Source organism: Rhodococcus (subgen. Prescottella) equi (assembly GCF_003013675.1).
Lineage (GTDB): Bacteria > Actinomycetota > Actinomycetes > Mycobacteriales > Mycobacteriaceae > Prescottella > Prescottella equi.
In genome coordinates, this window is the sequence record NZ_CP027794.1 from 53,900 (window position 1) to 77,739 (window position 23,840).

40 protein-coding genes are annotated in these 23,840 nt (G+C 69.9%); 21 read left to right on the forward strand and 19 right to left on the reverse strand.

The window, feature by feature from the left end:
* Window positions 1–218 precede the first annotated feature (218 nt).
* Entirely contained in the window at window positions 219–569 is a 351-nt protein-coding gene (locus tag C7H75_RS26065; protein ID WP_175280078.1) for a helix-turn-helix transcriptional regulator, read from the reverse strand.
* Window positions 570–774: 205 nt separating this feature from the next.
* Between C7H75_RS26065 and C7H75_RS24865 the strand changes: the two genes are divergently transcribed.
* The 3 genes from C7H75_RS24865 (at window position 775) to C7H75_RS24875 (ending at window position 1,701) form a co-directional block, all read left to right on the forward strand.
* Complete coding sequence (locus C7H75_RS24865; protein ID WP_106852153.1) at window positions 775–975, forward strand: hypothetical protein; 201 nt, start codon at window positions 775–777, stop codon at window positions 973–975.
* A gap of 73 nt (window positions 976–1,048) precedes the next feature.
* A complete protein-coding gene (locus C7H75_RS24870; RefSeq protein ID WP_106852154.1) occupies window positions 1,049–1,474 on the forward strand; it encodes a helix-turn-helix domain-containing protein in 426 nt (141 codons plus the stop codon).
* Window positions 1,474–1,701 carry a hypothetical protein gene (locus tag C7H75_RS24875; protein ID WP_159026014.1) on the forward strand — a complete coding sequence of 76 codons (228 nt, stop codon included), beginning with the start codon at window positions 1,474–1,476 and terminating at the stop codon, window positions 1,699–1,701. Before C7H75_RS24870 ends, C7H75_RS24875 begins: the two co-directional genes overlap by 1 nt.
* 115 nt (window positions 1,702–1,816) lie before the next feature.
* On the opposite strand, the gene C7H75_RS24880 is transcribed toward C7H75_RS24875, so the two are convergent.
* The 6 genes from C7H75_RS24880 to C7H75_RS24905 all read right to left on the reverse strand — a co-directional run bounded on the left by C7H75_RS24880 (window position 1,817) and on the right by C7H75_RS24905 (window position 5,336).
* Window positions 1,817–2,110 (reverse strand): hypothetical protein, encoded by a 294-nt coding sequence (locus tag C7H75_RS24880; protein ID WP_106852156.1) that lies wholly within the window; start codon window positions 2,108–2,110, stop codon window positions 1,817–1,819.
* Between the two features lie 113 nt (window positions 2,111–2,223).
* Window positions 2,224–2,499 carry a hypothetical protein gene (locus C7H75_RS24885; RefSeq protein ID WP_159026015.1) on the reverse strand — a complete coding sequence of 92 codons (276 nt, stop codon included), beginning with the start codon at window positions 2,497–2,499 and terminating at the stop codon, window positions 2,224–2,226.
* Between the two features lie 120 nt (window positions 2,500–2,619).
* On the reverse strand, window positions 2,620–3,396 hold the full coding sequence (locus C7H75_RS24890) for a hypothetical protein (protein WP_106852158.1): 777 nt from the start codon (window positions 3,394–3,396) through the stop codon (window positions 2,620–2,622).
* Between the two features lie 163 nt (window positions 3,397–3,559).
* A complete protein-coding gene (locus C7H75_RS24895; RefSeq protein WP_106852159.1) occupies window positions 3,560–4,306 on the reverse strand; it encodes a DUF2786 domain-containing protein in 747 nt (248 codons plus the stop codon).
* Between the two features lie 165 nt (window positions 4,307–4,471).
* Entirely contained in the window at window positions 4,472–4,693 is a 222-nt protein-coding gene (locus C7H75_RS24900) for a hypothetical protein (RefSeq protein WP_106852160.1), read from the reverse strand.
* A gap of 319 nt (window positions 4,694–5,012) precedes the next feature.
* Window positions 5,013–5,336, reverse strand: a complete 324-nt coding sequence (locus tag C7H75_RS24905) for a hypothetical protein (protein WP_106852161.1) — start codon at window positions 5,334–5,336, stop codon at window positions 5,013–5,015.
* A gap of 209 nt (window positions 5,337–5,545) precedes the next feature.
* Between C7H75_RS24905 and C7H75_RS24910 the strand changes: the two genes are divergently transcribed.
* The 5 genes from C7H75_RS24910 to C7H75_RS24930 all read left to right on the forward strand — a co-directional run bounded on the left by C7H75_RS24910 (window position 5,546) and on the right by C7H75_RS24930 (window position 8,439).
* Window positions 5,546–5,827, forward strand: coding sequence for a hypothetical protein (locus C7H75_RS24910; protein ID WP_159026016.1), 282 nt, complete (start codon window positions 5,546–5,548; stop codon window positions 5,825–5,827).
* Between the two features lie 150 nt (window positions 5,828–5,977).
* Window positions 5,978–6,406, forward strand: a complete 429-nt coding sequence (locus C7H75_RS24915; RefSeq protein WP_106852163.1) for a hypothetical protein — start codon at window positions 5,978–5,980, stop codon at window positions 6,404–6,406.
* 190 nt (window positions 6,407–6,596) lie between these two features.
* A complete protein-coding gene (locus C7H75_RS24920; protein ID WP_106852164.1) occupies window positions 6,597–6,869 on the forward strand; it encodes a hypothetical protein in 273 nt (90 codons plus the stop codon).
* Between the two features lie 672 nt (window positions 6,870–7,541).
* Window positions 7,542–7,952 (forward strand): hypothetical protein, encoded by a 411-nt coding sequence (locus tag C7H75_RS24925; RefSeq protein WP_106852165.1) that lies wholly within the window; start codon window positions 7,542–7,544, stop codon window positions 7,950–7,952.
* A 148-nt stretch (window positions 7,953–8,100) separates the two neighbouring features.
* The gene (locus C7H75_RS24930; protein ID WP_106852166.1) at window positions 8,101–8,439 is read left to right on the forward strand and encodes a hypothetical protein; all 339 of its coding nucleotides are present in this window, start codon (window positions 8,101–8,103) and stop codon (window positions 8,437–8,439) included.
* A 336-nt stretch (window positions 8,440–8,775) separates the two neighbouring features.
* Here the strand turns inward: C7H75_RS24930 and C7H75_RS25795 are convergent, their stop codons facing one another.
* On the reverse strand, window positions 8,776–8,934 hold the full coding sequence (locus C7H75_RS25795) for a hypothetical protein (protein ID WP_159026017.1): 159 nt from the start codon (window positions 8,932–8,934) through the stop codon (window positions 8,776–8,778).
* 186 nt (window positions 8,935–9,120) lie between these two features.
* Window positions 9,121–9,480 carry a hypothetical protein gene (locus C7H75_RS24935; protein ID WP_106852167.1) on the reverse strand — a complete coding sequence of 120 codons (360 nt, stop codon included), beginning with the start codon at window positions 9,478–9,480 and terminating at the stop codon, window positions 9,121–9,123.
* A gap of 287 nt (window positions 9,481–9,767) precedes the next feature.
* Between C7H75_RS24935 and C7H75_RS24940 the strand changes: the two genes are divergently transcribed.
* The 11 genes from C7H75_RS24940 (at window position 9,768) to C7H75_RS24985 (ending at window position 15,640) form a co-directional block, all read left to right on the forward strand.
* Window positions 9,768–10,034, forward strand: coding sequence for a hypothetical protein (locus C7H75_RS24940; protein ID WP_159026018.1), 267 nt, complete (start codon window positions 9,768–9,770; stop codon window positions 10,032–10,034).
* A 176-nt stretch (window positions 10,035–10,210) separates the two neighbouring features.
* Entirely contained in the window at window positions 10,211–10,390 is a 180-nt protein-coding gene (locus C7H75_RS24945; protein WP_106852169.1) for a hypothetical protein, read from the forward strand.
* Window positions 10,391–10,748: 358 nt separating this feature from the next.
* On the forward strand, window positions 10,749–10,973 hold the full coding sequence (locus C7H75_RS25800; RefSeq protein ID WP_159026019.1) for a hypothetical protein: 225 nt from the start codon (window positions 10,749–10,751) through the stop codon (window positions 10,971–10,973).
* A gap of 261 nt (window positions 10,974–11,234) precedes the next feature.
* Window positions 11,235–11,507: a hypothetical protein gene (locus C7H75_RS24955; RefSeq protein WP_159026020.1), complete on the forward strand. Its 273-nt coding sequence runs from the start codon at window positions 11,235–11,237 to the stop codon at window positions 11,505–11,507.
* A gap of 105 nt (window positions 11,508–11,612) precedes the next feature.
* Window positions 11,613–11,822, forward strand: coding sequence for a hypothetical protein (locus C7H75_RS24960; RefSeq protein WP_106852172.1), 210 nt, complete (start codon window positions 11,613–11,615; stop codon window positions 11,820–11,822).
* Window positions 11,823–11,897: 75 nt separating this feature from the next.
* Window positions 11,898–12,206: a hypothetical protein gene (locus C7H75_RS24965; RefSeq protein ID WP_106852173.1), complete on the forward strand. Its 309-nt coding sequence runs from the start codon at window positions 11,898–11,900 to the stop codon at window positions 12,204–12,206.
* A gap of 267 nt (window positions 12,207–12,473) precedes the next feature.
* Entirely contained in the window at window positions 12,474–13,313 is an 840-nt protein-coding gene (locus C7H75_RS24970; RefSeq protein ID WP_106852174.1) for a hypothetical protein, read from the forward strand.
* A gap of 139 nt (window positions 13,314–13,452) precedes the next feature.
* Window positions 13,453–13,785 carry a hypothetical protein gene (locus C7H75_RS24975; RefSeq protein WP_106852175.1) on the forward strand — a complete coding sequence of 111 codons (333 nt, stop codon included), beginning with the start codon at window positions 13,453–13,455 and terminating at the stop codon, window positions 13,783–13,785.
* Window positions 13,786–14,199: 414 nt separating this feature from the next.
* Window positions 14,200–14,454 (forward strand): hypothetical protein, encoded by a 255-nt coding sequence (locus C7H75_RS25805; RefSeq protein WP_159026021.1) that lies wholly within the window; start codon window positions 14,200–14,202, stop codon window positions 14,452–14,454.
* Window positions 14,454–15,368, forward strand: coding sequence for a DUF2637 domain-containing protein (locus C7H75_RS24980; protein WP_159026022.1), 915 nt, complete (start codon window positions 14,454–14,456; stop codon window positions 15,366–15,368). The genes C7H75_RS25805 and C7H75_RS24980 overlap by 1 nt, the downstream gene beginning before the upstream one ends.
* Entirely contained in the window at window positions 15,365–15,640 is a 276-nt protein-coding gene (locus C7H75_RS24985) for a hypothetical protein (protein ID WP_159026023.1), read from the forward strand. Before C7H75_RS24980 ends, C7H75_RS24985 begins: the two co-directional genes overlap by 4 nt.
* Before the next feature lie 106 nt (window positions 15,641–15,746).
* Here C7H75_RS24985 and C7H75_RS25810 read toward each other — a convergent pair whose 3' ends face one another.
* Window positions 15,747–15,920 carry a hypothetical protein gene (locus tag C7H75_RS25810; RefSeq protein WP_159026024.1) on the reverse strand — a complete coding sequence of 58 codons (174 nt, stop codon included), beginning with the start codon at window positions 15,918–15,920 and terminating at the stop codon, window positions 15,747–15,749.
* Between the two features lie 297 nt (window positions 15,921–16,217).
* Here C7H75_RS25810 and C7H75_RS24990 point away from each other — a divergent pair, with 297 nt between their 5' ends.
* Complete coding sequence (locus tag C7H75_RS24990; protein ID WP_106852178.1) at window positions 16,218–17,249, forward strand: helix-turn-helix domain-containing protein; 1,032 nt, start codon at window positions 16,218–16,220, stop codon at window positions 17,247–17,249.
* 29 nt (window positions 17,250–17,278) lie between these two features.
* The gene (locus C7H75_RS24995; protein WP_106852179.1) at window positions 17,279–17,503 is read left to right on the forward strand and encodes a hypothetical protein; all 225 of its coding nucleotides are present in this window, start codon (window positions 17,279–17,281) and stop codon (window positions 17,501–17,503) included.
* A 46-nt stretch (window positions 17,504–17,549) separates the two neighbouring features.
* On the opposite strand, the gene C7H75_RS25000 is transcribed toward C7H75_RS24995, so the two are convergent.
* Genes C7H75_RS25000 through C7H75_RS25040 form a run of 9 tightly spaced genes read right to left on the reverse strand, consistent with a single transcriptional unit; the run spans window position 17,550 to window position 23,839 of the window.
* Window positions 17,550–19,073 carry a hypothetical protein gene (locus C7H75_RS25000; RefSeq protein WP_106852180.1) on the reverse strand — a complete coding sequence of 508 codons (1,524 nt, stop codon included), beginning with the start codon at window positions 19,071–19,073 and terminating at the stop codon, window positions 17,550–17,552.
* Window positions 19,074–19,097: 24 nt separating this feature from the next.
* Window positions 19,098–19,442 carry a phage tail fiber protein gene (locus C7H75_RS25005; protein WP_106852181.1) on the reverse strand — a complete coding sequence of 115 codons (345 nt, stop codon included), beginning with the start codon at window positions 19,440–19,442 and terminating at the stop codon, window positions 19,098–19,100.
* Between the two features lie 44 nt (window positions 19,443–19,486).
* Window positions 19,487–19,825, reverse strand: a complete 339-nt coding sequence (locus tag C7H75_RS25010) for an LtfC-like domain-containing protein (protein ID WP_106852182.1) — start codon at window positions 19,823–19,825, stop codon at window positions 19,487–19,489.
* A complete protein-coding gene (locus C7H75_RS25015) occupies window positions 19,822–20,247 on the reverse strand; it encodes a hypothetical protein (protein WP_106852183.1) in 426 nt (141 codons plus the stop codon). The genes C7H75_RS25010 and C7H75_RS25015 overlap by 4 nt, the downstream gene beginning before the upstream one ends.
* Window positions 20,247–20,633, reverse strand: coding sequence for a hypothetical protein (locus C7H75_RS25020; protein ID WP_106852184.1), 387 nt, complete (start codon window positions 20,631–20,633; stop codon window positions 20,247–20,249). The genes C7H75_RS25015 and C7H75_RS25020 overlap by 1 nt, the downstream gene beginning before the upstream one ends.
* Window positions 20,630–20,839, reverse strand: coding sequence for an Acb2/Tad1 domain-containing protein (locus tag C7H75_RS25025; RefSeq protein WP_106852206.1), 210 nt, complete (start codon window positions 20,837–20,839; stop codon window positions 20,630–20,632). The genes C7H75_RS25020 and C7H75_RS25025 overlap by 4 nt, the downstream gene beginning before the upstream one ends.
* Entirely contained in the window at window positions 20,836–21,699 is an 864-nt protein-coding gene (locus C7H75_RS25030) for a glycoside hydrolase family 25 domain-containing protein (RefSeq protein ID WP_106852185.1), read from the reverse strand. Before C7H75_RS25030 ends, C7H75_RS25025 begins: the two co-directional genes overlap by 4 nt.
* 20 nt (window positions 21,700–21,719) lie before the next feature.
* Window positions 21,720–23,387 (reverse strand): hypothetical protein, encoded by a 1,668-nt coding sequence (locus C7H75_RS25035; protein WP_106852186.1) that lies wholly within the window; start codon window positions 23,385–23,387, stop codon window positions 21,720–21,722.
* Window positions 23,384–23,839, reverse strand: a complete 456-nt coding sequence (locus tag C7H75_RS25040) for a phage gene 29 protein family protein (protein ID WP_106852187.1) — start codon at window positions 23,837–23,839, stop codon at window positions 23,384–23,386. Before C7H75_RS25040 ends, C7H75_RS25035 begins: the two co-directional genes overlap by 4 nt.
* Window position 23,840 lies beyond the last annotated feature (1 nt).

A 23,840-nucleotide genomic window follows, 5' to 3' on the forward strand; every position in this document is an offset into this window, starting at 1 on the left:
TCCTGGTGGGGAATGGGAAGGGGCAGCGTTACGCAGTGTTTCGCGTATCCGCTGCCCCTCGTTCTACCACACGGTAATTACTCATAACCGTGTGTTTACACCCCGATTCAGGCGGCAAATGACCTCCGTAATGATCCCAACCTGCAGGTACGCATCCGGTGCGCACGACGTCGCCGGACGGCCGTTTCGGGCACTGTAGCCACAGGTGTAGCCGCTGGTTAGGAGTTGGTGGCCGTTACCGTGGTCGCGGGCCTGGTCGCGCCCTTGGCGGCCGCTACGGCCTTCCGGCGGGCGGCGTCCGCGCGCTGCTCCTCGGTGGTCCGCTGGCGCAGCGTGAGCCGCTTCTCCTTCGCCTTGACGGCCTTCGGGTCCATGTCGGTGCGAGCGCCGCGGCCCGGTCGCGAGTCGTTCCACTTCAAGACGGTGTCCTCGGACCAGCCCTTCGCGCGGCCGACGATCACGTCCGGCTCGGGCAGTAGACCGCGCTCGTCGTAGCCGTTCACGGTGTTGACCGACAGGCCGAGCAGTTCGCCGATTTCGCGGCGGGTGAGGTATCGCTTCGTAGTCATGGGAGTGTCCTTCGTTCGGGGGTTCGGGTTCCCCGCAGTCGGGGCGCCGTATGCCGGTCACGTTACGTCACATCCTGTGCAATGTGCAAGCTACCCGGCCGGGCACCCGTCCCACCAGGCAGTTTCGTCACTGTGACACCCTGACTTGCTAAATGACAAGGGCTGCGGTAAATTGATCTTGTCAAACGGAAAGGAGGTGGTAACAATGGACAAGAAGACGATCAAGGCGATCCTCAAGGAGGCCGAGGCTCAGGGGTTCACCCTCAAGGTGCACACCAACGGGCACATCAGCGCCTACAAGGACGGCGTGTACGCGGCGACCTTCGCCGGTACCGGTAGCGACTACCGGGGCGCGAAGAACTCGCTGGCGGCACTACGCCGAGCCGGGTTCATCTGGCCCCGGTAAGCACACGGGGGGCGGGGCGGGGGTGCCGCCCCGCCCCCCATGACCGCACAACAACAGAACAGGACACACCGACATGACCGACTACAACATCATCGCGAGGCTGGCCGCCGCCCCGGACGAACCGATCGAAGACCGGGCGCTCGCGCTCGTCGAAGCCTTCGCCGAGTACGGCCCGTCCGTCGGCCCGCTCGGCAACGGCACCGCCGAACTGACGATCACCGTGCCCGCCGACACCATCCGGCAGGCGATCGACACCGGGTTCGCGCTGCTCGCCGACCGGGGCGTTCAGCCGACGTCGATCGAGGCTATGACCACCGACGACTGGGACCGCCAGCACGCGATCGACAACTCTGACGACATGCTGTCCGTCACCCAGGCCGCCGACCTGCTCGGCGTCTCCCGCCAGCGGGTGCTGCAGCGCATCAGCGAGGGCACGATCGCGGCCCGCAAGGTCGGCCGGGCGTGGGCGATCCCGCGCGGCGCGCTGCAGGCCGCGTGATGTCGAAGATCAACCCGCGCCTGGTGTCGATCGGCATCCGCGAGAGCGCCGACACCGTGACCGAGGTCGGCGCTCTCGTCGACTACCTGACGAAGTGCGCGCGCACGATCGACGGCCACGACGTTGCCGGCGGGCACCTCTCACGGGCGGCCGAGCTGCTGGATGCAGTTCAGGTCTCGCTCGACGACGCCATGCAGGCGCTCCCGCCGCTCCCCGAGTCCCCCTGAGGCGCGTAACGGCCCCCCTCCCGGCAGGCAGGGGGGCGGCGCCATGTTCGGCGCCCACACAGGACGCCAGAAGGCCCCCTCCCGGTCGGGTAGGGGGCCTTCTCGTGTTCGGGGGCTAGAAGCCGAGGCGGCGCAGGTCGGCGTACAGGGTGCGGCCGCCGCGGATGAGCGTCGTCGGCCTGACGTACGTCTTGCCGTCGACGTTCGTGAGGACTTTGGGGTCGACGAGCGCGACACCGGCGAGCATCGCGTTCTTGACGCGCTCCGCGGTGGGGTAGTGGTCGACGGCAACTCTGTGCATGTCGGGCACGTCGACGCCGGACCAGATCGGGGTCACGTCGTAGAGGCCAAGGCTGCGCACGTGCACGATGTCGACGCGGACGAGGTTGGGGGCGGTGGAGTCGGCCACGGTAGGGGCCTTTCGGGTGGTAGGGGGCTTGCGCGGGGCGCCAGGCCCGGTCGGCCTGACATGAAGAACATTACGTCATATCCGACCCCTTGACAAGTCGGCAGGTCGGGGACTCAGGCGCGGTCTTGCGCGGCGGTGATGTCGGCGGCGGTGGCGCCGTGCTGGCGGGCCTGCTCGATGAAGTGCTGCAGGCGGGCGGCGGTGTCGACACCCTTCGCGCCGGGGGTGTCGCGGTGAATCGCGGTGAACCGGGTGACCATGAGCAGCGCGCGGCGGCGCAGGTCGTTCTCGGTGTCGGCGTCGGCGAGGTCGGCGGCCGGGGCCGGGGTCGTGCCGCGGACGAGGCGGTTGAGCGCGGCGCGGGCGTCGGGGCCGAGGATGTCGTTCACGGTGTCCTTTCCTGTCAGGCCCGGTCGGCCTGGCATGAAGAACAATAGGTCATATTCGACCCTATGACAAACAGGCTGGCCAGGAGTCATAAACGCCCCTGACCAGCCCGTGCGGCGGTCCTACAGGTTCAGATCGGCCAGTGCTTCGCGAGCCAGATCGAGGTGTGCGAGTTTGTCGTCGAGCCGACGGTGCAGGATGTCCATAATCTCCGCGTTCTCCCGCGCGCGGGCGATCAGGTCGACCGTCGACCACGCCTCGAACCCTGCAGGCGCCTCGTCGGTCTCCGCGGTTTCCGGCCCAGCGGCCACCTGCAGGACCGACGGGACCGGGGCGGGCACATGCACCGGCAACGACGGCGCCGTGTCCGTGGTGGCGACCACAGGCTCCGCCGGCGCGACGTCCCGCGCGGGCGTGTCCGACAGCTGCAGCTCGTCCTCATGCCCGCGCATGTGCCGCGAGTACGCGGGCGTGCTCGCGAACTTGCGGTCACACAGGACGCACAGGCGGTCCGGGCCGTGACTGTTCGACAGGTGCGAGACCATCGCCATGCGCTTGTCGGTGAGGTACCCGCCGCACTCGGCAGGGTTCGGGCACACGTACGTCCCGCCGACCGGCTCGGGAAGCGTGATCTTCGACTTCCGCTCCCACGCCTTGATCGGCTTCTCTGCGTTCTCGCGAACACGCGGGGCCGACATGTCGCGGCTGATCGACGTCGTCGTCTTGCCGTCGGGCGCGTACAGCAGCATGTGCCCTTTCGCCGACCGGCGAGCGAGCCACCCCGCCTTGATCGCGCGCCGGACGAGAGATTTTGCGAAGTCGTCGAATCCGCCGAGATTGGGGTTCTTCGTGAACGCGCCGTTCGATTCGGGTTCTGAATGCTTGGCAGTTGCAGTCATAAGAGACTCGATTCTAAGTAGTCCAGGGTTTCACCATTTCGCCTGGTAGCGGGGCCTGTTTGGGACTTTAGTCCCGAACCAGACGAACGGTCGGTCAACGCTACCGAGGGGTGAACGGCCCCCGCCCACGTGCAGAAACGTGAGCGGGGGCCGTAGTTGTGGACTAGGCGGTCAGCGCGCGGCGGCCGTTCAGGGCGGTGTCGCCGACGTTCGCGCGGTTGCCCGCCTCCTTGCCTGCGTCGCCCGCGCCGGGGTCGTAGCCGCCCCGGTAGCGGTTCGAGATAACGCGGGTGCGAGGCCCGAGCAGGTCGGCGCGGAGCTGCTCATTCGCCCGCTTCGCCTCGTCGACGAGCACGAGCGCAGCGCCCGGCCCGGCCGCTTCGGTCGCCTGCGTTTCGGCCTGGCCGAGCCGCTCGGAGATCGTCTGGTAGAAGCCGAGCATCCAGGAGCGGCGGAAGGTCGCCGTGGCGGTGCGCGACCCGGCGGGCGGCTTCACGCGGGAGGCCCCGACGAGCATCTGCGAGTTGAGCATCGAGAACAGCACCCGCACCCGGTCGACGTTCAGCTCGGTCCCGTACAGGTAGTCCGTCGCGTCGGGGCTGCTGAACGTGCCACCGGCGGTGATCGCGGAGCAGTGCAGCGATTCCGCGATCATCTGCAGGAGCGACCGCTGCACGGTGAGGTACTTGCCGCTCAGGTTGAACGTCGTGTGCACGATCGGGGCGGGGCCGTCGCTGTCGCGGCGCAGGGCCTCCGCTTCGTCGATGCCGTACTTCGCCAGCAGCGCGATCGCCTTCTCGTTGAACACGTCGGCTTCCGGGGTTCCGGCGACGTCCTGGGCCTTGCGGAACAGGCCGCGGATCGTTTCGAGCTTCTTGGCGCGGCGCTCGGCGGTGATGTTGTCAGTCATGTGAGCTGACCTTTCTGTCGTGGTAGGGGCTGCCCGGCCTGTCGGCCTGACGGGTTGAACTTTACGTCATATCCTGTGCCTAGTGCAAACCGGGGGTGGTTCGCCCTGACCAGGGAGTGAAGGGGGGTGCCCCCGGCCGCGTGCCCTGCGGCCGGGGGCGGTGAGCTAGCCGAGCAGGCAAATCTCACCGGGCGGGTTCGGGGTGGTGCCGGTGCAGCAACCGGTGCAGTAGCACTGGGTGCGGCGGTCGTGCAGGCACTTCACGCCGGGCGGGTTGTCGTGCAGGCCCTGCGAGAGGCAGTTGATGCAACCGCACTCGCGATCGGGTCCGTGCTCGACGTTCTCGAAGAACTCCCAGTCCTGCGCGGAGAAACCCTGGACGCGCATGTTGCGCTCCCTTCACTCTGTTGACTTGTACTGCCTGCCAGGCCCGGTCGGCCTGACATGAAGAACATTACGTCACAAACAACCCCTTGTGCAAACCCGCAGGCCAGGGGTCATAAATTGCCTCATGTCCACGTCGGGCGGCCGCGGTCGCGCGGTGCAGGCGCCCCGCCCCGGTGATCGGGCCACGCTGCGCGCCGAACCGGGACGCCCGCGCCCGATGTAGCCGGGACACCCCTTCGGGCGCCCAGTGGGCAGCCAGGCCCCAGGAACGCGGAAACCCCAGCTCGTAGCGAACTGGGGTCTCGGCCGGGCGACGGGGTCAGGCGCGTGGGCGCACCTCGAACCCGAGCGCGTCCGCGAGTAGGCGCATCAGGGCCTCGGCGGTCGGGTACGGCGTCGACAGTGTCGCGTGCCCGACGGCGCGCGCGTGCCCCACCTGATCGGTGCACTCGCACTCCCCTGCGTCGACGCCGATGCCGGTCAGTGGGCGGCCGTCGACGATCGACTCGTCCAGCTGCCACCCGGTCCCGGCCTCGTTCACGTGCACGAAGACCTGCAGGACGTCGTCGACCCGGTGCCACCGGTCCGACCCAAGCTGCGCGGCCGGGCGGTCTTCCGCCGGCGTCGCAGAGCAAGCGATCATCCCCGCTGCCTCCCTCGTGTGTCGCGGCTGCTGAACCGCGGTTGAACAGTAGTCCGGGTTGACTTGTGCGCATCGCCGTGTCAGCGAAATGACCGCCAACCTCTCGGTTTGTCTAGGGGTAGTTTCCTGCGTATTGTTCATGGTGTTCGGCCGACCGGCCGGGCGCCCCGCGGGGGGCATCCCCGCACAACCCGAAAGGGGTGGTCAACATGACCGCAACGTTCAACCTCGTCACCGCCGATGAGGCGGACTTCGCCGCCCTGCGCGAGCAGGCGGACGCGGACCAGGCCGAGCTGGTGCGCATCGGCGCCGAGGGCACCGACGCCGAGGTGCGCGCCGCACGGCTCCCCGAGTCGGTCGCGACCCTCGCGGTTGCGCTGGATTCGTCCCGCCCGGCGGCGGCGATCCGGCGTGAGCTGGACGACCGCCTCGAGCTGTCGAAGCTCGTCACCCTGCTGCGCCGCAGCGGGGAACTCGACGGGATCGCGTAGGCGATCGGGGGCGTCCCGAGGGTGCCGGGACGCCCCCCACCGGGGGTAGCAAACAACCCCCAGCCTGCAGGTTTGTCCCAGGGTCATATACGGCCTACAGTTCATCACGTCGGGCAACAGCGCCCGACACTCACAGCAAGGAGTCAGCAAATGACCGCCCCTACCACCGCCGCCCAGCTCGCCACCGCCACCGAGGGGCGCGCTGCCGAGGTCCGCGCCGCCCACGCCCGCGCGATCGTGGAGCCGTACGTCGACCCGCTCGTGACCCTGTTCTCGGACCGCTACGACGCCGAGCTGACCGCCCTGACCGAGCGCGGCGGCATGGCGGGCATCCGCTGCACCGGCGGGAACTTCCTCGCGATCGAGGGCACCGCCGGGCTGTCGCCGGATAACCGCGTGATGTTCTTCCTCGCCACCAACACGATCGAGGGCGGCCTCGCCGACACCCCCGACGAGGGCAACGGGTGGGCCGTCGGTCTGTACGACGCCGACACGGACGAGATGCTGGCGCACGGCGACGACGCCGACATCACGGTCGCGCACTCGGCGGCGTTCGCGCGCCTTCGCGGCCGCAAGTAGAAGCCCGACCGGAAAGGCCCCGACGCACCGCGCGCCGGGGCCTTTCCCGTGTTCGAACCATAGGCGGTTTATGACCCCTGGCCTCTTGGTTTGTCAAGGGGTTGTTTCTGACCTACAGTTCTTCATGTCAGGCCGACAGGGCCTGGCCCCCGGCGGGGGGTTCCCGCCCCAGTCCCCACAGGAGGACGACATGCTCGCAACCATCACCCGCAAGGCACGCTTCGCCGATGCCGAGCGTTACTCCGCGGCCGTCGCCGACGCCGACCTCGCGGACCAGCTCGCTCAGCTCGTCGAGGGCTACTGGCACTTCCAGGCCCGCCTCGACGCCCTGCAGGGTCCGGCCGGAAAGGCGCTCCCGTGGCGCACTCGCCGCCGCCACATCCGGGCGGCCCGGTTCGTCGCGGAGACGACCTACGCGCGGGCTGCGGTGCTCAGCGACCGCATCGCGAAGCTGATCTACTGACAGCCGAGCAACACACGAACCCCCCGACCACAGGGCACGCGGTCGGGGGGTTCCCCATATTCGCTGGGGGTTCACTGCGAGGCGCGGCGCGGTGCGGCGGCTGCGGTGCGGCGCGCCCGTCCGCCCGGTGGGCCGTGGGGGGCGGCGATCGCCCGGTGCCGCGGGTGCCGCGGGTGCCGCGCGGCGTGCGGCGGGGGTGCGGCGCCAGTTCCCCACCAGCCGGACCGGGGTGCGGCACCGGTGCGGCGGGGCCGACGCCGGCGGGCCGGGTCCACACGTGGGGAGCTGGGGCTGAGTTCCGGGTGCGGCGGGGTGCGGCATGGCTGTGACCTGCGGTTGCCGCACGTGCCGCAGTCTGCGCCGCAGGCGCGGCGGCTGGGTGCCGCAGGCGCGGCGAGGGTGCGGCACCGGTGCGGCGGGCGGGGTGCGGCGCCCTGCAAGACGGTGCGGCACCGGTGCGGCGGCGATCGCGAGGGGCGACGGCCGACCGGGGCGCCGCGCGGCGTGCGGCGGGGCGCGGCGGCGGTGCGGCGGGGTGCGGCACGAGGGGCAATATCCGGCCCAACCTGCACGGTTGCCCCCGATTTGCACAAGGGGTCGTGTCGTGCGTATAGTTCATCTCGTCAGGCCGACCGGCCGAGACGCCCCTACCGCAACAGAAAGCAGGCCGACATGATCTCCGACAGCAAGACCGAGGCCCCGACGATCACCGGCGAGATGGTCCGGTACGCGTACAGCTGCGCCGGCGGCGCCGCCCGCGTCACGCTCCCGCAGGTGACCCAGCGCCTGCACGGCTTCCCGGTTCGCTACACCCTGTCGATTGACCAGACCTACGCCTACCAGTCGTCCTTCGCCGTCGAAGTGTTCTCCCTGTCGACGAAGTCGTGGGGCGAGCTGTGGACCCTTCCCGGCAAGGACTTCGCGCCGTCGATCCTGGGGGCCGACAAGCCCACCGGGCAGATCGGCCTGCAGCTCGCCCCGACCCCCGCCTCCCGCGGAGGGACCGACTACGAGGCGATCGCGCGGTCGTGGCAGCAGGTGTTCAACCGGCTGTTCGAACACGCGGAGTTCGTGCTCCGGTAGTGAGCGCGGGGGCGGGGTCGCGAGGCCCCGCCCTCGAAGGGTCGTTTATGACCCCCGACCTCTCGGTTTGTCAAGGGGTCGTTTCCTGTGTAATGTTCTTCATGTCGGGCAGCCCGCCCGGCGCCCCTACCGCCCCCTTGGAGGAATCATGCCGAAGCCGACCACGATCACCGTCGAACTCCCGGTCTGCGTCACCATCGCCAACTCGATCGCCGCCGCCGGGCGCGTCGCCCGCCGCACCGCCCGCGACCTCGAGCGCAACGCCCGGCAGGCAATCGAAGACCTCGAACGCGGGATTCTGCCGCGCGACGCGGACAACGGCCGCCTGACCGAGGAGTACGCGGGGGCTATCGAGAACCTCTCCCAGCTCTCGATCCTCGCCCGCTCGGTGAACCTGCCCGAGACCCACGTCGACGCCCTGATCCGGGACAACGCCGACGACTGGTTCCGGTACGTCCTCGCCGACGGGACCGAGGTTCACGGGTAGCAAGCAACCGGTCCGCAACCGGACCTGACGCCCCACCAGACGGCCGCGTGCACCCCCGCCGGGACACGCGGCCGTTGCCGTACGCGCGGGGAGCCTGGTGGGCGCCTGGGGGTGGGCCGCCGACGAGGCGGCGGGGCATCGGCCGGCAGGCGGACGCCAGCGGACCACCAGGGCCACCACGGGGCCGCGCTCGGGCGTCGACCCGGTCGAGCTACACGCGGACGGCCAGTGGGGACTGGGGCCTCGACAACGCAGAAGGCCCGCCCCTCGGGTGAGGGGCGGGCCTATGATGAGCGGGCGTCGGGGGGCGGCACCCACGCCCCCCGCCGCACCTGCCTACCGGGCGGACTCGATCTGCGCTTCGGTCGCGCCGAGGTTGCGAGCTTCGGCCTCCCAGGCGGCGAGCGCACCGGCGACGGCCGGGTCGGTCTTCGCGCGGGCGACCATCGCGAGGGCGCGGGTCAGGCGGTAGGTGGTAGGGGCGGTGTTCGACATGCCGTCCTCCGTAGGACTCGGGCGGGAACCCCCCGCCGGGGTGTCGGGCCGGTCGGCCTGACATGACCAACTATAGGTCATTACCTACCCCTAGACAACCCTGCAGGCCAGGGTCATAAACTGCCCCCAGTTGGGGGTACGGGAACACCCCGGCCGCGTGCCCTGCGGCCGGGGTGTTCGCGTCGACTAGTACCAGCGCCAGACGCTCGGCGCGTCGCCGTACTGCGGCAGCACGTCGACGAACTTCGCGGCGACGAGGCCGTCCGGGCGGGCCTCGATCGCGCATCCGGTCGACAGAGTCGCCACGAAGTGCAGGAACTCGACGTCCAGCGCGTCGGCCTGGTCCGCCGCGAGCGCCGCGACGAACACCGGCACGTCGGAGGCGTGTTCGGCGACGAGCAGCAGGCAGTTCTGCCCGTCCTCGCGGATGCCGGTCTCGACGGCGAGCCGGGCGTCCCGCATCGACCGCGACATCGCGAGGGCGGTGTCGGCGGCGTCGGCGGCCGCCTCGAGGGCCGAGGTGGCGATGTGGAGGCTGTAGGTCATGTGGTGCACCTTCGTTCGAAGTGTGTCGAAGCCGGTCGGCCTGACGAGATGAACATTACGTCATATCCGACCCCTTGACAAATCACCTGACCAGGGGTTGCAACCGACCCCTTTAGGGTGGCGCCGCCCGCCGGTAGCGCGGCCCGTTTCGATGCGCCAACAAGGGGCAGAATCAGACCCCAGCCTCGCGGTTTGTCAAGGGGTCGTTTCCTGCGTATCGTTCACTCGGTCAGGCCGGGCCGCAGGTGTCGGCCGCCGGCAACCGAGACCCCACCACGGAGGAAGTCATGCACGAAGGAACCCGCCCGACCCCGGCCGAGTTCGAGGCCACCAACTCGCGGGGCCTGTTCGCGAACCTCGACCGCGCGACGTCGACGAAGTGCGCTTACGAGGCGTCCGGGTACACCGCCCGCGCTCGCGTCGTCGGCGCCGAGATCGAGGTGAAGGTCACCGACGGCGAGGGCAATCAGCTCATGCACGTGCTGTGGCCCTATCGGGGGCAGCCGTACGCCTACGCCCGCACGCTCGACGCGATGCTTCGGCACTGGGCCTGACGGTCGACCGGCAAGGCGCGCGCCTGGATTGCACCGAAACAAGGGGTAGAAACTGACCCCACGCTGCGGAGTTGTCAAGGGGTCGTTTCCTGTGTAATGTTCTTCATGTCAGGCCGACCGGCCCGACACCCCCGCCGGGGGCTGCCACCCCCGGCACAACCCGAAGGGAGCGCACGATGGGCGCAGAAAGCCTCAGCAACGAGGGCCTGGCCGAACGGCTCGCAAAGACCAAGCGTCAGCGCGAGCGGCTGGTCCTCGAGGGTCGGTTCCGCACCGACTCGGACCGCCGCCTCATGGAGGTCTGCTGCAGGGCGATCGACGAGCTGACCGGCGAGACCCGCCGCCGCAGCGAGTAGCCCCGAAGCGAAGCCCCGCCCCTCACGAAGGGGCGGGGCTTCCCCCGTTTCAGGGGCTGACGCACCACGTGCGGCGCGGGGTGCCGCAGGGTGCGGCACAGGGTGCGGCACGCGGCCCCGGTCCGGCTGGTGGTCCACTGGGGTCCGCGGCGGTGCGGCGCGGGTGCCGCACCCCCTGACCTGCGGCTGCCGCACCTGCCGCAGCCGACGCCGCACCGGCTGCCGCACCGCGCCGCAGTGCCGCAGTGCCGCATACGACCCCCGATCTGCGGAGTTGCACCAGGGGTCGTGTCATGCGTATAGTTCACCCCGTCAGGCCGACCGGCTCGACGCCCCACACGACAGCAAGGAGCCGATCATGGCATGGGACTTCCAGGACGTACTGCTCGGCGCAGCGGAGGCCGAGGTGCCCCGCCTCGAGCGCGAGTTGCAGGACAAGTTCGCTGCACTGCGCAAGTGCACCACCCCGGACGCCGTCGAGCGCGTCGCCCGCGAACTGCGCCGGGTCGCCGACGGCCTCGCGACCGCGCACACGCACCGCGTGACCGCAGCCGCACACATCGCGGCCCGCGACGGCGCGTAGCCCCGACACATGGACCCCCCGACCGCAGGGCACGCGGTCGGGGGGTTCTGTCGTTCGCGGAGTCCCAGCTCCCCACCAGCCCGCGTGGCGCAGCTCGACCAGGCGCGGGTAGGCGGGCGGGCCGATCGTCCGCCCAGTGGGTACCCAGGCCCCCGCCGGCGGAAAACCTGGATTGACCTGCAGAAACCGTTGACCTCAAGAGGTCTATGTCGTATAGTTGAAGGCATGTCGCCGCAGGTCAAAGCCCAAAAGGAGGCCCCGATGCGCGCACCGGTCGACAGCCTGGTCCGGTCGGTCGCGATCGCGGCACGCGGGGGAGACGTGCGCGTCGTGTGCGTCGACCGGTACGTCGTGCGCGCCTTCGGTCGCCCGCCCGCGATCGAGCACGCGGTGACCGTGTGCGACGGCGACGGGAACCCGATCGGCTCGCACGTGCGGCGGTGCCCGGCCGAGCTGGACGCCCTTGAGTACGCGCGGGCGGTGTGGCGCGAGCTGCGCGCGACGGCCGACGGGCAGCCTTGGTTTCGGGCGTAAAGGAGTCCCAGCCTGCAGAGTTGCACTAGGGGTCATTACCTGTGTAATGTTCATCATGTCAGGGCAGCAGCCCCGACGCCCCTACCGCAACAGAAAGGCCCCGACATGGCCTCCGTAATCGTCGTCCGCGCCGCCGGCGTCGGCTCTCCCGAGCGCGTCCTCGCCACCACCTTCGGCGAGACCAGCCGCGAGACCGTCGCCCGCCACTTCCCCGGCGCGATCTTCGACAGCGAGGGCGGGTTCGACCTGCCCGACACCGCCGAGAACGGCATCGGCGGCGGCTACGTGTTCGACTGCGTCCGCGTCGACGAGTAGCCCCGACCGGTCGGGGCCGTCGCGATCGGCGGCCCCGGCACTGCGCCCCTACCGCAACCCCGAGAGGAACCCGTCATGCCTGAAATCGAAATCCCCGCGAAGTACATCCGCATCATCGTCGAGGCCGCCGCGGACCTTCACGAGGCCGCCACCGTCCGCGACCGGACCCGCCATGCGGACATCCTCGCCGCTGTCGCCGAGTCCGGGTGCGCGTTCACCGGCGTGCCCCTGCCGAGCTTGCTCTCCGGCCCCGCCCACGAACTGGTTGCCGAGCGGCCCCGGCCGTCGTTCCTCACCTCCACCGTGATCCAGCGGCGCGAGTGGGAGACCGGCCTCGAGGCCGACTACCGCTCCCGCCTCGAGGCCGCCCTCGCCGCAGTCTGACCCACCCCCTGCCGCACCCCCTGCCGCACCCTGCGGCGGGGGGTGCTGTCGTTGTGCGGCGCGAGTGCGGCGCGGGTGCGGCACGAGAGTGCGGCACCCGGAATGACCTGCGCGGCAGCACGCCGCAGCTGGTGCGGCACAGGTGCCGCAGTAGGGGCAGTTTATGACCCCCAGCCTGCGGGTTTGTCAAGGCGTCGTAAATGACCTATCGTTCTTCATGTCAAGCCGACCGGGCCTGGCGCCCTTGCCGCACCGAAGGAACCCGACATGCCGAAGCTCACCGCCGCACAGTCCGCCGCACTCGACATCATCAACCGCGACGGCGCCCTGTACGCCGGCAACAAGGTCAGCATCAAGACGGTGCGAGTCCTCGAACGACTCGGCCTGGCCACCGTCGAGGCGAAGGTCGCATGGACCAACCCGACGATGAACGCCCGCGCTCGCGGCGCCTACCCCAAGCCCTACCTCGACTGGGTCGCGAAGCGCGTCGAGGCCCCCGCCGGCGAGGCCACCGCCGAGCAGCCCGCCCAGGACGCCCAGGCGGATCGAGATATGGGCACCATCCACGACCGCGTCGTCAAGGTCGCCAGCGCCGCACCTGCCGATCAGGTCAAGGCCGCCTACCTCGCCGCCCTCGCAGCTATCGACACCCCGAACGCTCGAGCACGGGCCGCGCGGACCCGCAAGGCTGAGCGCCTGCTCGCCGAGCTGCTGGGTGACCTGTTCGAGAAGCGCCGCTACCTCGCCGCCTACGTCCGCGCCCTCGACGGCGTCATCTATGGCGATGACGAGCCCACCCAGGACGCCCAGGCGGACCACACCCCGGACCCCGCCGCCGCAACCTCCGAGTGGGCCACCGAGGAGTCCACGGAGGAGCTGGACGCCTGCGAGGCCCGCGCCATGCACACCCTGCAGATCGGCGGGTACCGGGCGAAGGTCGTCGAGTTCACGTGGGACACCGGCGCGCGGCTGCTGATCTGGCACGAGGACCACGGCCGGGTGCCGCTCGCCGACGACGACGCCGACGGGTTCGGGGTCCGGTTCGACAGCCTCGACGAAGCGCAGGACGCCGCGGGGGCGACGCTGTACGACCTCGTGCCGATGTAGCTGAGCGCCGGTCGGCCGGCGGATTCCTCTCCCAACCAGGGGGATTCCGCCGGTTTGTCAAGGGGTCGTTTATGACGTAATGTTCTTCATGTCAGGCCGACCGGGCCTGACGCCCCTACCGCCCCGAAAGGCAGGCATCATGCCCGCGACCGCCACCCACCCCCTCACCTTCCGCCGCAACACCGAAGGCATCTACCGCGCCGAACTCGACGGCCTCCGCTACGACATCAGCCGACACGGCAGCAGCTGGGTTCTCCGGGTCCGCAAGCTCACCGAGACCGCCGGTGTCACCCACGCGCTCGGTCAGCCCGTCATTGACGCCGACCGCGCCGACCGCCTCGGCGACTGCAAGGCCGTAGCGCAGGAATACCACGCCCTCGCCGACGACTATCGCACCGATTCCAGCCCCGCGATCCACGGCCACAAGTCCCGCATGACGACCGCGATCTGCAAGGCGTACGCCCGCCTCTGACCCCCACCGAAACGACGACAGACCCCCGACCGCAGGGCACGCGGTCGGGGGTCTTCTCGTATGTGCCGCAGGTGCCGCAGCAGGTGCGGCGCGCGGTGCCGCAGCCGCGGCGTAGGTGCGGCGCGCGGTGCGGCGCGACCCCGGTGTGAGCGCGGCGCTGGGGGCCTGCCGCACCGGGTGCCGCAGCTGCGGCGGGGGTGCGGCACCCCCTGCGGCATGGGGGTGCGGCAGTGCGGCAACCGCAGGTCAGAGGGTGCGGCGCGGGTGCGGCGCGCAGTGCCGCGCCCCGGTCGGCCCGCCGGATGTGCCGCAGTGCGGCACCGTGCCACGCCGCAGCTGCGGCGCTGACTGCCATTCGCAGACCGGATATGCGAACCTGGTGAGACAGGACACTCATGGATCGAGGTGGGAACGATGCCACGCGAAGGCGACTGGTGGACGGCGCAGGACTGCGCCGACTACCTCGGCATCAAGCCGCGAACCTGGCACGCCTACGTACGTCGGCCGGGCGTCCAGAACCCGGTGCCGCAGCCCGTCGCGAAGTTCGGCGCGACACCGATCTGGAACTCCGACGCCGTCCGCGAGTACGCCGCGAACCGGCAACGCAAGACGAAGACACAGCACCACCCGCAGCCCCTACCGCAACCCACACTCAGAAAGCGCGCCTAGTGAAGGTCTCAAGAGTCGATGCCGCCATCACCTACGTACTCGCCGCCGTCGGCCTGTGGCTGTCGTACACCGCCCTGGCCGACCTCGCGCTGCGCGCCGGACTCGGCGAACTGCAGTCGCGGGCGTGGCCGCTCGTCGTCGACGGGCTGATCCTCGTCGCGACCCGGTCGGTGTTCACGTTCGGGAAGCACCCGTCGAAGCGGTACGCGTGGGGGCTGCTCGTCGCGGCCGCGGCGGTGTCGATCGTCGGCAACGCGGCGCACATCCTGCTCCCGCCCGGACCGGTGCACCCGTTCATCGCGGTAGGCGTCGGCGTCGTGCCGCCCGTCACCGCGCTCGCCCTGACGCACCTCGTGATGGTGCGCGCGCGGGTGCGGGAGGAGCTGGAAGCGGCCGCGCCGGCGGAAGCGCCGACGGTGGCGGCACCGGCTGCCGAACCGGTCCCGGCTGCCCACGTGCCGGACGAACCGGCTGCGCCCGAGGCGACGCCCGAGCCGACCCCGGCGGACGCGCCCACGGAGGAACTGGCGGCACCGGTGCCTGAGCCGGAACCCGCGCCCGAACCTGTCCGCGTGAGCGCGCCCGCACCCGAGCCTGCCCGCGCGCCCGCGCCCGCGCCCGCGCCCGCGCGCGAACCCGTGACCGTCACCGCGTCCACGAACCGGTACTCCACCGCCGGGGCGACCGCGCTCAGGCAGGAGCCAGAAGGCCGCGTGTTCGAGCTGCGCCGCCCGCAACCGACGGCCGCGCCCGAACCTGTCGCCGACAGCAGCGAACTGAGCGAGGAAGAAGCGATCGCGACGGCGGCCCGCCTGCTCGCCGAAGGGATGTCCATGCGCGCGATCGGCCGCGAACTCAATCGCGACGAGAAGAAGATTCGCCGCTGGAAGAAGGAAGGACTTCTCACCGCATGAACGAAACCCATATGTCCGACTTCGTCGCCTACCTAGACCCGCAGCCCGAGGTCTCCTGGACTGACGACAGCCTCGACATACTCGACTCGGCGTGCGCCGTCGCACGCATCCGCGTCGTTCAGGAGTCGACTGGCGAGGAGGTCGGCAACGCAGACCACACCGACGTGCTCGGCTGGCACCCCGACAGCTGCGACAACGCGCTAGCGGCTGCAGGCTGGAAGCGGATAGGCGACTGGCGGCACCGCCTGTTCTGCGCCGTCGAACCTGCCTAGACACAAAAAATCCCCCGGTCCCGTTTTTTTTCGAAACGGGACCGGGGGATTTTTGAGGGCGTGCCCCTACCACAGGTCATGCGCTCGGGTTACAGCTTACAGGCATTCAGTTGGGGTGCGGCCCCCTGCGGCGCTCAAGCTCGGCGCGGGCGGCCCGGACGATCCGCTCCTGAGTGTCCTCGGATATGGCGCCGGCGGGTTCGATGGTGAGTTCGTCGAGCAGCCACGCGAGGTCGTTGGTGTGCCAGCTGTCGAACCGCATCTCGGGTTCCGGGTCCATGTCGCGGAGTGTAGGGGCGGGCACCGACACGCGCCCCAACCTGCAGGGTTGTCAGGCCGCTCACCTGCGGGCATATGCTGATCGGCAGCGCCGACCAACCGGTTCGGCCGTAGAAAAGAGAGAAGCCCCAGACCTTGCCGGGTCTGAGGCTTCGAGGTGGAGGGCATTCCACCCAACGTCTCGGCACTGATGCTACATGATCGGCGCCGCGGGAACGCAAGTGCGACACACGAGCACCCGCACCTTCTTGGACGGTTCAGCCCTCACCTCGCATCTCGCGACTGAGAGAGGGCACCTGTGTCCACCACCATCCAGCGCGGCTATTCGCTGCCGCAGGACAATTTCACGATCGTGCCGAATGCGTGGCTTCGCGACGGCCGACTCACCCACAAGGCTCGCGGCATCCTGATCGAGCTGATGTCCCACCGGCCCGGCTGGTCGACGTCGGTCGAACGGCTCGCGGAGATTGGCCCCGACGGCGAGGCTGCGATCAAGTCCGGACTCAAGGAACTCGAGAAGTGCGGCTACCTGCAGCGCGCGCAGGTGCGCGGCGAGCGCGGCCGCATGGGCCAGACGGTCTACACGATCGTCGATCCCGCGATGAATCCGAGCGCGGAGGAAGCACCGTCGGTCGAAAATCGCCCGGCGGAAAACCTGCAGGTCGGACCGTCGGTCGAAAATCGCCCCACGGAGAACCCGCAGGTCGGACCGTCGGTCGATTTTCCGCTGGCGGATAAACCGCTGGCGGAAAATCGCGGGCTTAAGAAGATGAAAACCAAGAAGAAGAGAGAAGAAGAAAAAGGGGGGGTACGTAAGTCGGGAACGTCACCTGCGCGCGACGCGGCCGCCGCATCGACCCCCCTCGAGCAGAATCTCGAGAGCACCCTCGAGCCGCGGGAGCCTTCGGCCCCCAGCGCCCACCAGACGGCCCAGCAGCCCGATCCGGCACCCGTTCCCCGCCTGAGCCTTGTTCGCCCCGCCAGTGGGGAGCTGGCCACCGAAACGCCCCACACGTCGCGGCACTGCCCCCGCCACCCCGGCGGCACCTCGGAACCGTGCGGCCCCTGCAAGGACGCCCGCATCGCACACGACACCGCCGAACAGGCCGCCGTCGAAGCCGCCAAGGCCGCCCGCCTGCAGTCCGAACGCGACACCCTCGTCGCGGCCCGCCTCGCGATCGCCGACTGCACGCACTGCGACAACCTCGGCAAGCGGCACGACGCCCCGTTCGTCGACTGCGACCACACCCCCGACCAGATGGAGCGCCGCCGCAACGGTGCCGCCCGCGTCCGGGCCGCCCTCGCAGCCAAGCAGCGCGCCGCCAACTAGCCTCGACACCACCCCCAGGAAGGCCACACATGAGCATCATCGAGTCGATGGACGGCAACCTCCACCACATCGGCGTCGTCGACACCGCCGACGGCAAGCGCATCCGCATCGCCCACCAGGACGGCACCTTCGACGACCTCACCCCCGAACAGGCAGGCGACTTCGTCGAGCAGATCAAGAGCGAGATGGCCGACTTCCTCGCGAAGCACGGCCGCCAGCCCGCGTTCGTGCGCATCCTCGGCCGCCGCCCCTGAAACGACCGAAGGCCCCCGCACCGGTGAGGGGTGCGGGGGCCTGCAGTCAGCCGACGGCGAAGAAGTTGTCCGTGTCCGGGCCGTAGTAGTTCGAGAAGAACGCGCGCGCCGACCACGACACCACACCCGCGTACGTATAGCTCGCGTTGTACGGGTACTCACCCGCCGAGTCGGTCCACGAGCCGAGCAGCGTGCCGTTCAGGTAGAGCTGGTACGTCGCGCCCGTCGCGATCATCGTCACCTGATCGCCGACCGCGTACCCGCTGCCGCCGCCACCGACGCCGCGCTGCTTGAGACTGCCGTTGATGCACGTCCAAATCTGCCAGCCGTCACCGCCGACCGAACCCGACACGTACGACGACGTCGCCATGCTGCCGCGCACGAGCGCGCCGGCACCGAAGTTCTGCGCCGACTTCTTCGCGATCGTCACCCCGGCCTGGTGGTCGGTCGACAGCAGCGGCGTCCGATGCCACGCAACGCCGATGAACTGGCCGTCCGAGGTGCCGGGGTTCGGCGGGCCGATGATGCCGCTCGCCTTCACCACCGGCGACTTGTTCGAGTAGACGTTCCACACGTTCGACGGCAGCGCGCCGGGGGAGTACGCGTCGAAGTCGTCGGCGATCTGCACGTACGCGTGTTGCCACGCCACACCGAGGTTTCCCTCGCTGCCCGCTGCGCCGCGGATCGCGGCCGACACTCGGCCCGTCGCGGTGCCGGCGCCCTCCCACGTCGGCTTCCCGAGCGCCCGCATCATCGCCGACGCCGTCAGCGATCCGAGGCCCGACATCTGCGGCGACATCGCCAGGATCGCCTTCACCTGCGCGCCGAACGAACCCTCGGCCGAACCCTGCGGCGACTGCAGGCCGCGCGCCGACGTCGCCGAGTTCAGCAGGCCCGCACCACGGAAGATCGTGTCGGCGACCTTGCTCGTCGCGAGGACCGACGCCGTCAGCGACGCCCCGCCCTTGAACGACGCGTTCGCCCAGCCGACGAGCAGCGCGAGCGCCGCCGTCAGTGTCGCCCCGCCGGACAGTCGCGCGTCCGCGTAGGCGAGCGCCCGGTCGAGCATCGACGTCGTGCCGCGCCCGCTGAACGCGGCCTTGCCTGCGGATACGCCGATGCCGCCCTTGCGGCCCATCGAGCCAACGCCCTTGAACTGCGCCGTCTTCACGACCGGCCCCTTGGCCTTGAGCGACGCCGTCAGCGTGCCGAGACCGCCGAGCGCCATGACAGCGAACATGCGGGGGATCGCGACCGCGACCATGCCGCCCGTGCTGCCCAGCTCGGCGTCGGCCGTCGACCGGGCGCGCAGCTGCGCCCCGAGCGTGCCCTCGCCGTTCAGTGCGGCGACCCAGTGCTGCGTGATGATCGGAATCAGTTCGCCGTCGATCAGCACGCGCGGCATCTGCGGCAGCGCGGCCGCGATCAGCGGTGTGCGCGGCAGGTCGATCACGTACACCGGTTCGGTGGGCAGGTCGGCCAGCCATACCGGCACGTCGGGGATGTCGACCCGGCGCACCGGCATGTCGGGCATCGGTGCGTCGATGGTGCGAATCGGCGACGGCAGCAACGGAACTCCTCGGGGCCGTGGGGATTACGTCTGGACGTAGGTGGGGGTGATGAGCAGCTGGCCCTGGCCGCCGAGCGTCGTCGAGCTGATCGCGACCTTGTCGAGGAACGTGCCGCCCGACGCCGCCGACCACAGGCCCGCCCACGCGTACGTACCCGCCGGGAGGTCGATCACGACCTGCGAACCGTTCAGCACGCCACCGGTGCCCGACGTCCAGGTCGTCGGCTTCCGCGCGTAGCCGGGCGAACCGCCCGCGGCCTCGTTCGCGCCGGTCGTGCCGGGGTCGGCAGTGTGCACGCTGATGTGCGCGCCGAGCGCCTTGTACGCGTCGGCGAGTGCCTGCCGAGTCGTCGCCACAGCGATCGCCATGTGAGTCTCCTATGAAGTTGTGGGGGAATGGGATTCGCGCCGAACTACGGCGCAGGCACAGCGACGGGGCCGACCCGCACGACACGGCCGACGAACAGGGCGTACTCCGTCGACGGGGTCGTCGCGTACGAGACCATGCACCGGTAGTGGGCGCCGGCGGGGATCAGATCGGCGAGACCGGACTGCACGACCCAGGTCGCCGACCGCGGCTGCACGTCGGCATCCCACTTCGCGAGCTGCTCGCCGCGCGGGCCGAGCAGGTCAATCCAGATGCTCGTGTTGTTCGGGAACACCGCGTGCCCGCTCGGCTCGATCATCTGCACGAAGTCGGCGCCCGAAGTGAGGGTCAGGGGTTCGGTGCGGGGCTGAAAGCCGAGGCTCACAGAGGCCGTCCAATCTCCGCCCGCAGCTCAGGCGACATTTCCGGTGTCGGTACGCCGCGGGCGATTGCAGTGTCGACGAGGTCGCGGAGCGCGCGGATCGCCTGCTCGAACAGGCCAGCGATACGCGAGTGCTCAGCTCGCGTCTCGGCGAGTTCGGTTCGGGTTTCCTTGAGTTCGGCGCAGGTTTCGTCGAGCTGCGTCTGCATCGCGACCTGCCGCGTCTGAACCTCGGTGAGTTCCTTGCGGCACTGCGTCAGCGTGTCGAGCGCCATTTCATTGACGGTCTTCGCGGCCTTCACGTCTTCGCGCGCAGAAGCTGCCGGGGCGGCGCGGCGGTCGGTCCACCACCGCAGCAGCGCGGCCGCGCCACCTCCCGAAACGAAGGTGATCGCGGCCGCGCCGATCGTCGTCGCGGAGGACATCAGGTCTCCTCCGCGCGGTGCTTGCCGACGTACTCGGGTTCGGGTGCGGGCGGGTCCGGGTCTTCACCGCGGAACACCCGGTCCCATGCGTCGAACGCGTCGTTCACCAGCTCGTCGCCCTTCGCCGCAGCGAGGTCGAGCGCGGCCTGGTTCTTCACCGCCCACACGTTCCAGGTGCGCACGACCTCGAGGAACGCGAGCACGCCGGCGATCACACCGGCAGTCGGGCGGGCGTTGTCGGGCACGAGCGTGAGAATCGTTGCCGCAACCGTGGACACAGCGACCAGGCCATGCACGGCCGTCGTCACCGTCTTCGCGTTACGGCGGACGAACGCACGGGGGCCGGTGCGGGTCTCAGTGCTCGGGGCTGCCCCCTGCTGCGTCATGCGACCGCCCGAGCAATACCCGCGTTCGACCAGAACATGGCCTCTTCGATCTTCGTCATGGCCGTTGCCTTCTCGCGGCCGTCGGGCACGCGGGCGTCGACGTAGTCGGCGACGAGCCGGAACGCCTCGCGGATCGCCTCGTGTGCCTGCACCTGCTCGGGGCCGGGCCGGTGGTAGTCGAACCGGCGGCCGAGGTCGGGGGTCACTTCGCGCCCCCGCACTTGCCGGCGCAGCACTGGCCGCACGTCTTGCGCAGCTCTGCGACGGCGTCGACGAGCGACAGGTCTTCGCCCTTCTCGTTCTTGCCGAGCTGCGCCCAGCCCTTCGCATCCGGGCCGCGCAGCTGCGTGAAAACGTCCACGAGCATTGCACGGTCAGCCTCGGTGAAAGCCATGTCGTCGTCCTCCTGGGGAGCGGGGATAGGTGCCGGGTTCAGCCCGAGCAGTTCGCGAACCTGGTTGGAATCCAGGCCGTTTGCGGCGTTCATGTCGCAGTTACCGAACGGGGCCGCGCCCTCGGGCAGGCCGCCGCCGAAGCCCTGACCGTCGGTGTACTGGTGCGCGAACATGCCGGTCCGCACGTCGTCGAGGCCCGGACCGAAGCGGGGGAGCGCGCCGTACGACGGCACGACGTACCGCAGGCCCTCCGGGCGGGTGCGCCAGATGTGCGCGTCGTTCGGGTTCAGGTACGCGCAGACGCGGCGCTTGTCGCCGAACCAGTCGGCGAACGCCCAGTAGGCGCGATTGATGCCGTCGGACTGGTCGCCGCTGATCTGCCCGCCCCACGTCTCGATATCGAGCATCACGGAGACACCGGCGCGCGGGGCGCCGAGCATGTCCTTGACGGTGTCGACGGTGGCCTGCCAGTTCGGCCGCCACACGAAGTACACGATCAGCGCCTTGAGTCGGCCGGAATCGAGAGCGCGGCAGGCCCAGTCGTAGTTCTTCCGCCAGTTCTTGTCGCGGTAGGTGCCGTCCGAGGCGCGGATGCAGAGGACGTCGTACGGGTACGAGTCGTCCACCGGTCGCTGCCACTCCGAGACGTCAGCCCACAGTGTGTCGGCCATGCGGCCTCCTATTCAGTTGTCTAGCTTGAGAGTTCAATGTCCTGGCCGGTCCAGTTGTCGATCGACGCCGAGTTCACGAAGAACGACCGGCGCAGGCTGAACCCGGCGTAGCGGGCCGCGGTGCCGATCGGAACCGCGGCGTTCCCGGTGTCGACCCAGAAGCACACCTCCTGGCTGTTGACCAGGACCGAGTACCGTTCACCGGCCGCGATGAACTCGACCACGTCGCCCTTGCGGATAACCCAGCCTGAGGACTTCCGCGACGTGCGGTCGCCGAGGCCCCGCGCGCTGCCGATCTCGACACCGCCGTCCCACCAGTTCGCGTAGGCGAAGCTCGAGAAGTCCGAGCGCGCCCGCAGGAGCACCGACGTGCCAACGTTCGTTGGGTCGGAGCCGGGTACGACGGTGACCTTCTGCTGGTCGGTGTTCAGCGGCTTCGTGTAGATCGCGCCGCGGTAGCCGTCCGAGTTGCCGCGAACCACTGCCGCGAAACCGTTCGTGCCCTGGTCGGCGCCGCGCGTGAGCCAGCCCGGACCGAACCCGGAACCGGTACTGCGGTTGAAGTTCTCGTCGTAGACGAACAGGGCGCTCGGGTCGTACTGCACCGACGGCTGACCGAGGCACGCCCACACCTGCCAGCCGAGGTCACCCTTCACCGCGTTCGGGTCGATCGTTTCGGGCAGGCCCGTCTGGCCGTCGATGTAGACGGTCGCCGCCGGCGGGAACGTGCCGGGCGGGGGAGTGATCGCCGGGGCCTTCGTTGCACCGAGTGCGGCCATCGTGCCGCCGACCTGCAGCAGTGCGACGTAGCAGTTCTCGCCGGTGTTGACGAGCGTGTCTGCGTTGCCGCCCTCAGGGTCGGGGTTCTGTGCGACGAGGCGCTGGTCGAACATCTGCGACCCGGTGCGCAGGTTGCCGCGCTGGTCGGTCTTCGGGAACATCTGCACCCGCCTGAGCTGCCCGTCGATCAGCCGGTAGAAGCCCGCGTAGAAGGCGTTCATGCCCGCGGCGCGGGACACGAACCCGAGCGTGGAGTAGGGGCGGTCCTGCAGGGCTGTGACCGGGACGAGCAGCAGCCGCCCGGACGGCGGGGTGTACTCCGGCTGAGCGATGTCCATCGTGACCTTGTGGTCGTGGAAGTCGCCGCCCGTGCCAGAGTCGGTCTTGCCGGTCGTTGCCGTCGTGGGGATGAGGTTCGCGCGCGGGAACGACACGTCCTCGTACGGGTTCGGGGACATCCAGTACGGCACCGCCGCGACCAGGCGCGTCTCGCTCTGCAGCGTCACGAAGTTCGCGCGGGCCGTCGCCGCCGTCGTCACCGCTTCCTTCGCGGTGTTCTGTGCGGTCTGCGCCTTGCCGTCGGCGCCGATCGCCTGCTGCATCGCCGCGTCGGCCCGCTCGCGCAGCGCCTTCGACCAACTCTGCAGGCCGATGAACCCGTTCGTGGCGCCGGTGATCGCATCGCACAGGTCCGCGAGGAAGTTGTTGAACATCGCCGACAGGAACGCGCCGATGTTGACCTGCGTGCCGCCGAGCTGCCCGATCACCTGCTGCTTCTGCCGGTTCTTCCACGCCGTCTCGGTGAGCTGCTGCAGCCCCGCGATACCGCCGGCGCCGCCACTCGTTCCTGGTGGCGCCCAGGTGTCTTCACCATTGACGCCGCCGATAGTGCTGGAATTGCCGCTCACGCTGCCTCCTCCGGGAGTCGCAGGACCACACGCTTCGCCACCACCGACGGCGGCGGCTCGGGCGGCGCGTCGGACGGGGGAGCGGGCGCAACGTTCACCAGCTCCCCCGACTCGACGAGCTGCCGGGCCAGCTCGGCCCGGACCACCGGCGACATCTGAGTGACGATCGGCTGTTCCGGCGGCGTGATCACCTCAGACTCCGTCGGCACCCAGTCGCCGGGATTCAGCCAGTGCTGACCCCCCTCGAGGCCCGGCTGGTACTGCAGCGTCTGCTCGTCGTGGTGGTGCCGGAACCCGAGATTCCACAGGTGCTCGGACCAGAGTTCGAGCATCGGCGTCGGGAAGGGCAGCGACGCGCTGCGGCCCTTCGGCCCCGGCAGGTCGCGCAGCGCCCACACGAACGCCTTGCGCGGATCGCTGCCGTCGCATTCGTGCTGCAGGGGGACCGTCACT

What these genes read in the sequence shown, in the direction of transcription:
- C7H75_RS26065 (WP_175280078.1), bottom strand. Translation starts at nt 569, where the DNA reads ATGACTACGAAGCGATACCTCACCCGCCGCGAAATCGGCGAACTGCTC.
- C7H75_RS24865 (WP_106852153.1), top strand. Translation starts at nt 775, where the DNA reads ATGGACAAGAAGACGATCAAGGCGATCCTCAAGGAGGCCGAGGCTCAG.
- C7H75_RS24870 (WP_106852154.1), top strand. Translation starts at nt 1,049, where the DNA reads ATGACCGACTACAACATCATCGCGAGGCTGGCCGCCGCCCCGGACGAA.
- C7H75_RS24875 (WP_159026014.1), top strand. Translation starts at nt 1,474, where the DNA reads ATGTCGAAGATCAACCCGCGCCTGGTGTCGATCGGCATCCGCGAGAGC.
- C7H75_RS24890 (WP_106852158.1), bottom strand. Translation starts at nt 3,396, where the DNA reads ATGACTGCAACTGCCAAGCATTCAGAACCCGAATCGAACGGCGCGTTC.
- C7H75_RS24895 (WP_106852159.1), bottom strand. Translation starts at nt 4,306, where the DNA reads ATGACTGACAACATCACCGCCGAGCGCCGCGCCAAGAAGCTCGAAACG.
- C7H75_RS24900 (WP_106852160.1), bottom strand. Translation starts at nt 4,693, where the DNA reads ATGCGCGTCCAGGGTTTCTCCGCGCAGGACTGGGAGTTCTTCGAGAAC.
- C7H75_RS24905 (WP_106852161.1), bottom strand. Translation starts at nt 5,336, where the DNA reads ATGATCGCTTGCTCTGCGACGCCGGCGGAAGACCGCCCGGCCGCGCAG.
- C7H75_RS24910 (WP_159026016.1), top strand. Translation starts at nt 5,546, where the DNA reads ATGACCGCAACGTTCAACCTCGTCACCGCCGATGAGGCGGACTTCGCC.
- C7H75_RS24915 (WP_106852163.1), top strand. Translation starts at nt 5,978, where the DNA reads ATGACCGCCCCTACCACCGCCGCCCAGCTCGCCACCGCCACCGAGGGG.
- C7H75_RS24920 (WP_106852164.1), top strand. Translation starts at nt 6,597, where the DNA reads ATGCTCGCAACCATCACCCGCAAGGCACGCTTCGCCGATGCCGAGCGT.
- C7H75_RS24925 (WP_106852165.1), top strand. Translation starts at nt 7,542, where the DNA reads ATGATCTCCGACAGCAAGACCGAGGCCCCGACGATCACCGGCGAGATG.
- C7H75_RS24930 (WP_106852166.1), top strand. Translation starts at nt 8,101, where the DNA reads ATGCCGAAGCCGACCACGATCACCGTCGAACTCCCGGTCTGCGTCACC.
- C7H75_RS25795 (WP_159026017.1), bottom strand. Translation starts at nt 8,934, where the DNA reads ATGTCGAACACCGCCCCTACCACCTACCGCCTGACCCGCGCCCTCGCG.
- C7H75_RS24935 (WP_106852167.1), bottom strand. Translation starts at nt 9,480, where the DNA reads ATGACCTACAGCCTCCACATCGCCACCTCGGCCCTCGAGGCGGCCGCC.
- C7H75_RS24940 (WP_159026018.1), top strand. Translation starts at nt 9,768, where the DNA reads ATGCACGAAGGAACCCGCCCGACCCCGGCCGAGTTCGAGGCCACCAAC.
- C7H75_RS24945 (WP_106852169.1), top strand. Translation starts at nt 10,211, where the DNA reads ATGGGCGCAGAAAGCCTCAGCAACGAGGGCCTGGCCGAACGGCTCGCA.
- C7H75_RS25800 (WP_159026019.1), top strand. Translation starts at nt 10,749, where the DNA reads ATGGCATGGGACTTCCAGGACGTACTGCTCGGCGCAGCGGAGGCCGAG.
- C7H75_RS24955 (WP_159026020.1), top strand. Translation starts at nt 11,235, where the DNA reads ATGCGCGCACCGGTCGACAGCCTGGTCCGGTCGGTCGCGATCGCGGCA.
- C7H75_RS24960 (WP_106852172.1), top strand. Translation starts at nt 11,613, where the DNA reads ATGGCCTCCGTAATCGTCGTCCGCGCCGCCGGCGTCGGCTCTCCCGAG.
- C7H75_RS24965 (WP_106852173.1), top strand. Translation starts at nt 11,898, where the DNA reads ATGCCTGAAATCGAAATCCCCGCGAAGTACATCCGCATCATCGTCGAG.
- C7H75_RS24970 (WP_106852174.1), top strand. Translation starts at nt 12,474, where the DNA reads ATGCCGAAGCTCACCGCCGCACAGTCCGCCGCACTCGACATCATCAAC.
- C7H75_RS24975 (WP_106852175.1), top strand. Translation starts at nt 13,453, where the DNA reads ATGCCCGCGACCGCCACCCACCCCCTCACCTTCCGCCGCAACACCGAA.
- C7H75_RS25805 (WP_159026021.1), top strand. Translation starts at nt 14,200, where the DNA reads ATGCCACGCGAAGGCGACTGGTGGACGGCGCAGGACTGCGCCGACTAC.
- C7H75_RS24985 (WP_159026023.1), top strand. Translation starts at nt 15,365, where the DNA reads ATGAACGAAACCCATATGTCCGACTTCGTCGCCTACCTAGACCCGCAG.
- C7H75_RS25810 (WP_159026024.1), bottom strand. Translation starts at nt 15,920, where the DNA reads ATGGACCCGGAACCCGAGATGCGGTTCGACAGCTGGCACACCAACGAC.
- C7H75_RS24995 (WP_106852179.1), top strand. Translation starts at nt 17,279, where the DNA reads ATGAGCATCATCGAGTCGATGGACGGCAACCTCCACCACATCGGCGTC.
- C7H75_RS25005 (WP_106852181.1), bottom strand. Translation starts at nt 19,442, where the DNA reads ATGGCGATCGCTGTGGCGACGACTCGGCAGGCACTCGCCGACGCGTAC.
- C7H75_RS25015 (WP_106852183.1), bottom strand. Translation starts at nt 20,247, where the DNA reads ATGTCCTCCGCGACGACGATCGGCGCGGCCGCGATCACCTTCGTTTCG.
- C7H75_RS25020 (WP_106852184.1), bottom strand. Translation starts at nt 20,633, where the DNA reads ATGACGCAGCAGGGGGCAGCCCCGAGCACTGAGACCCGCACCGGCCCC.
- C7H75_RS25030 (WP_106852185.1), bottom strand. Translation starts at nt 21,699, where the DNA reads ATGGCCGACACACTGTGGGCTGACGTCTCGGAGTGGCAGCGACCGGTG.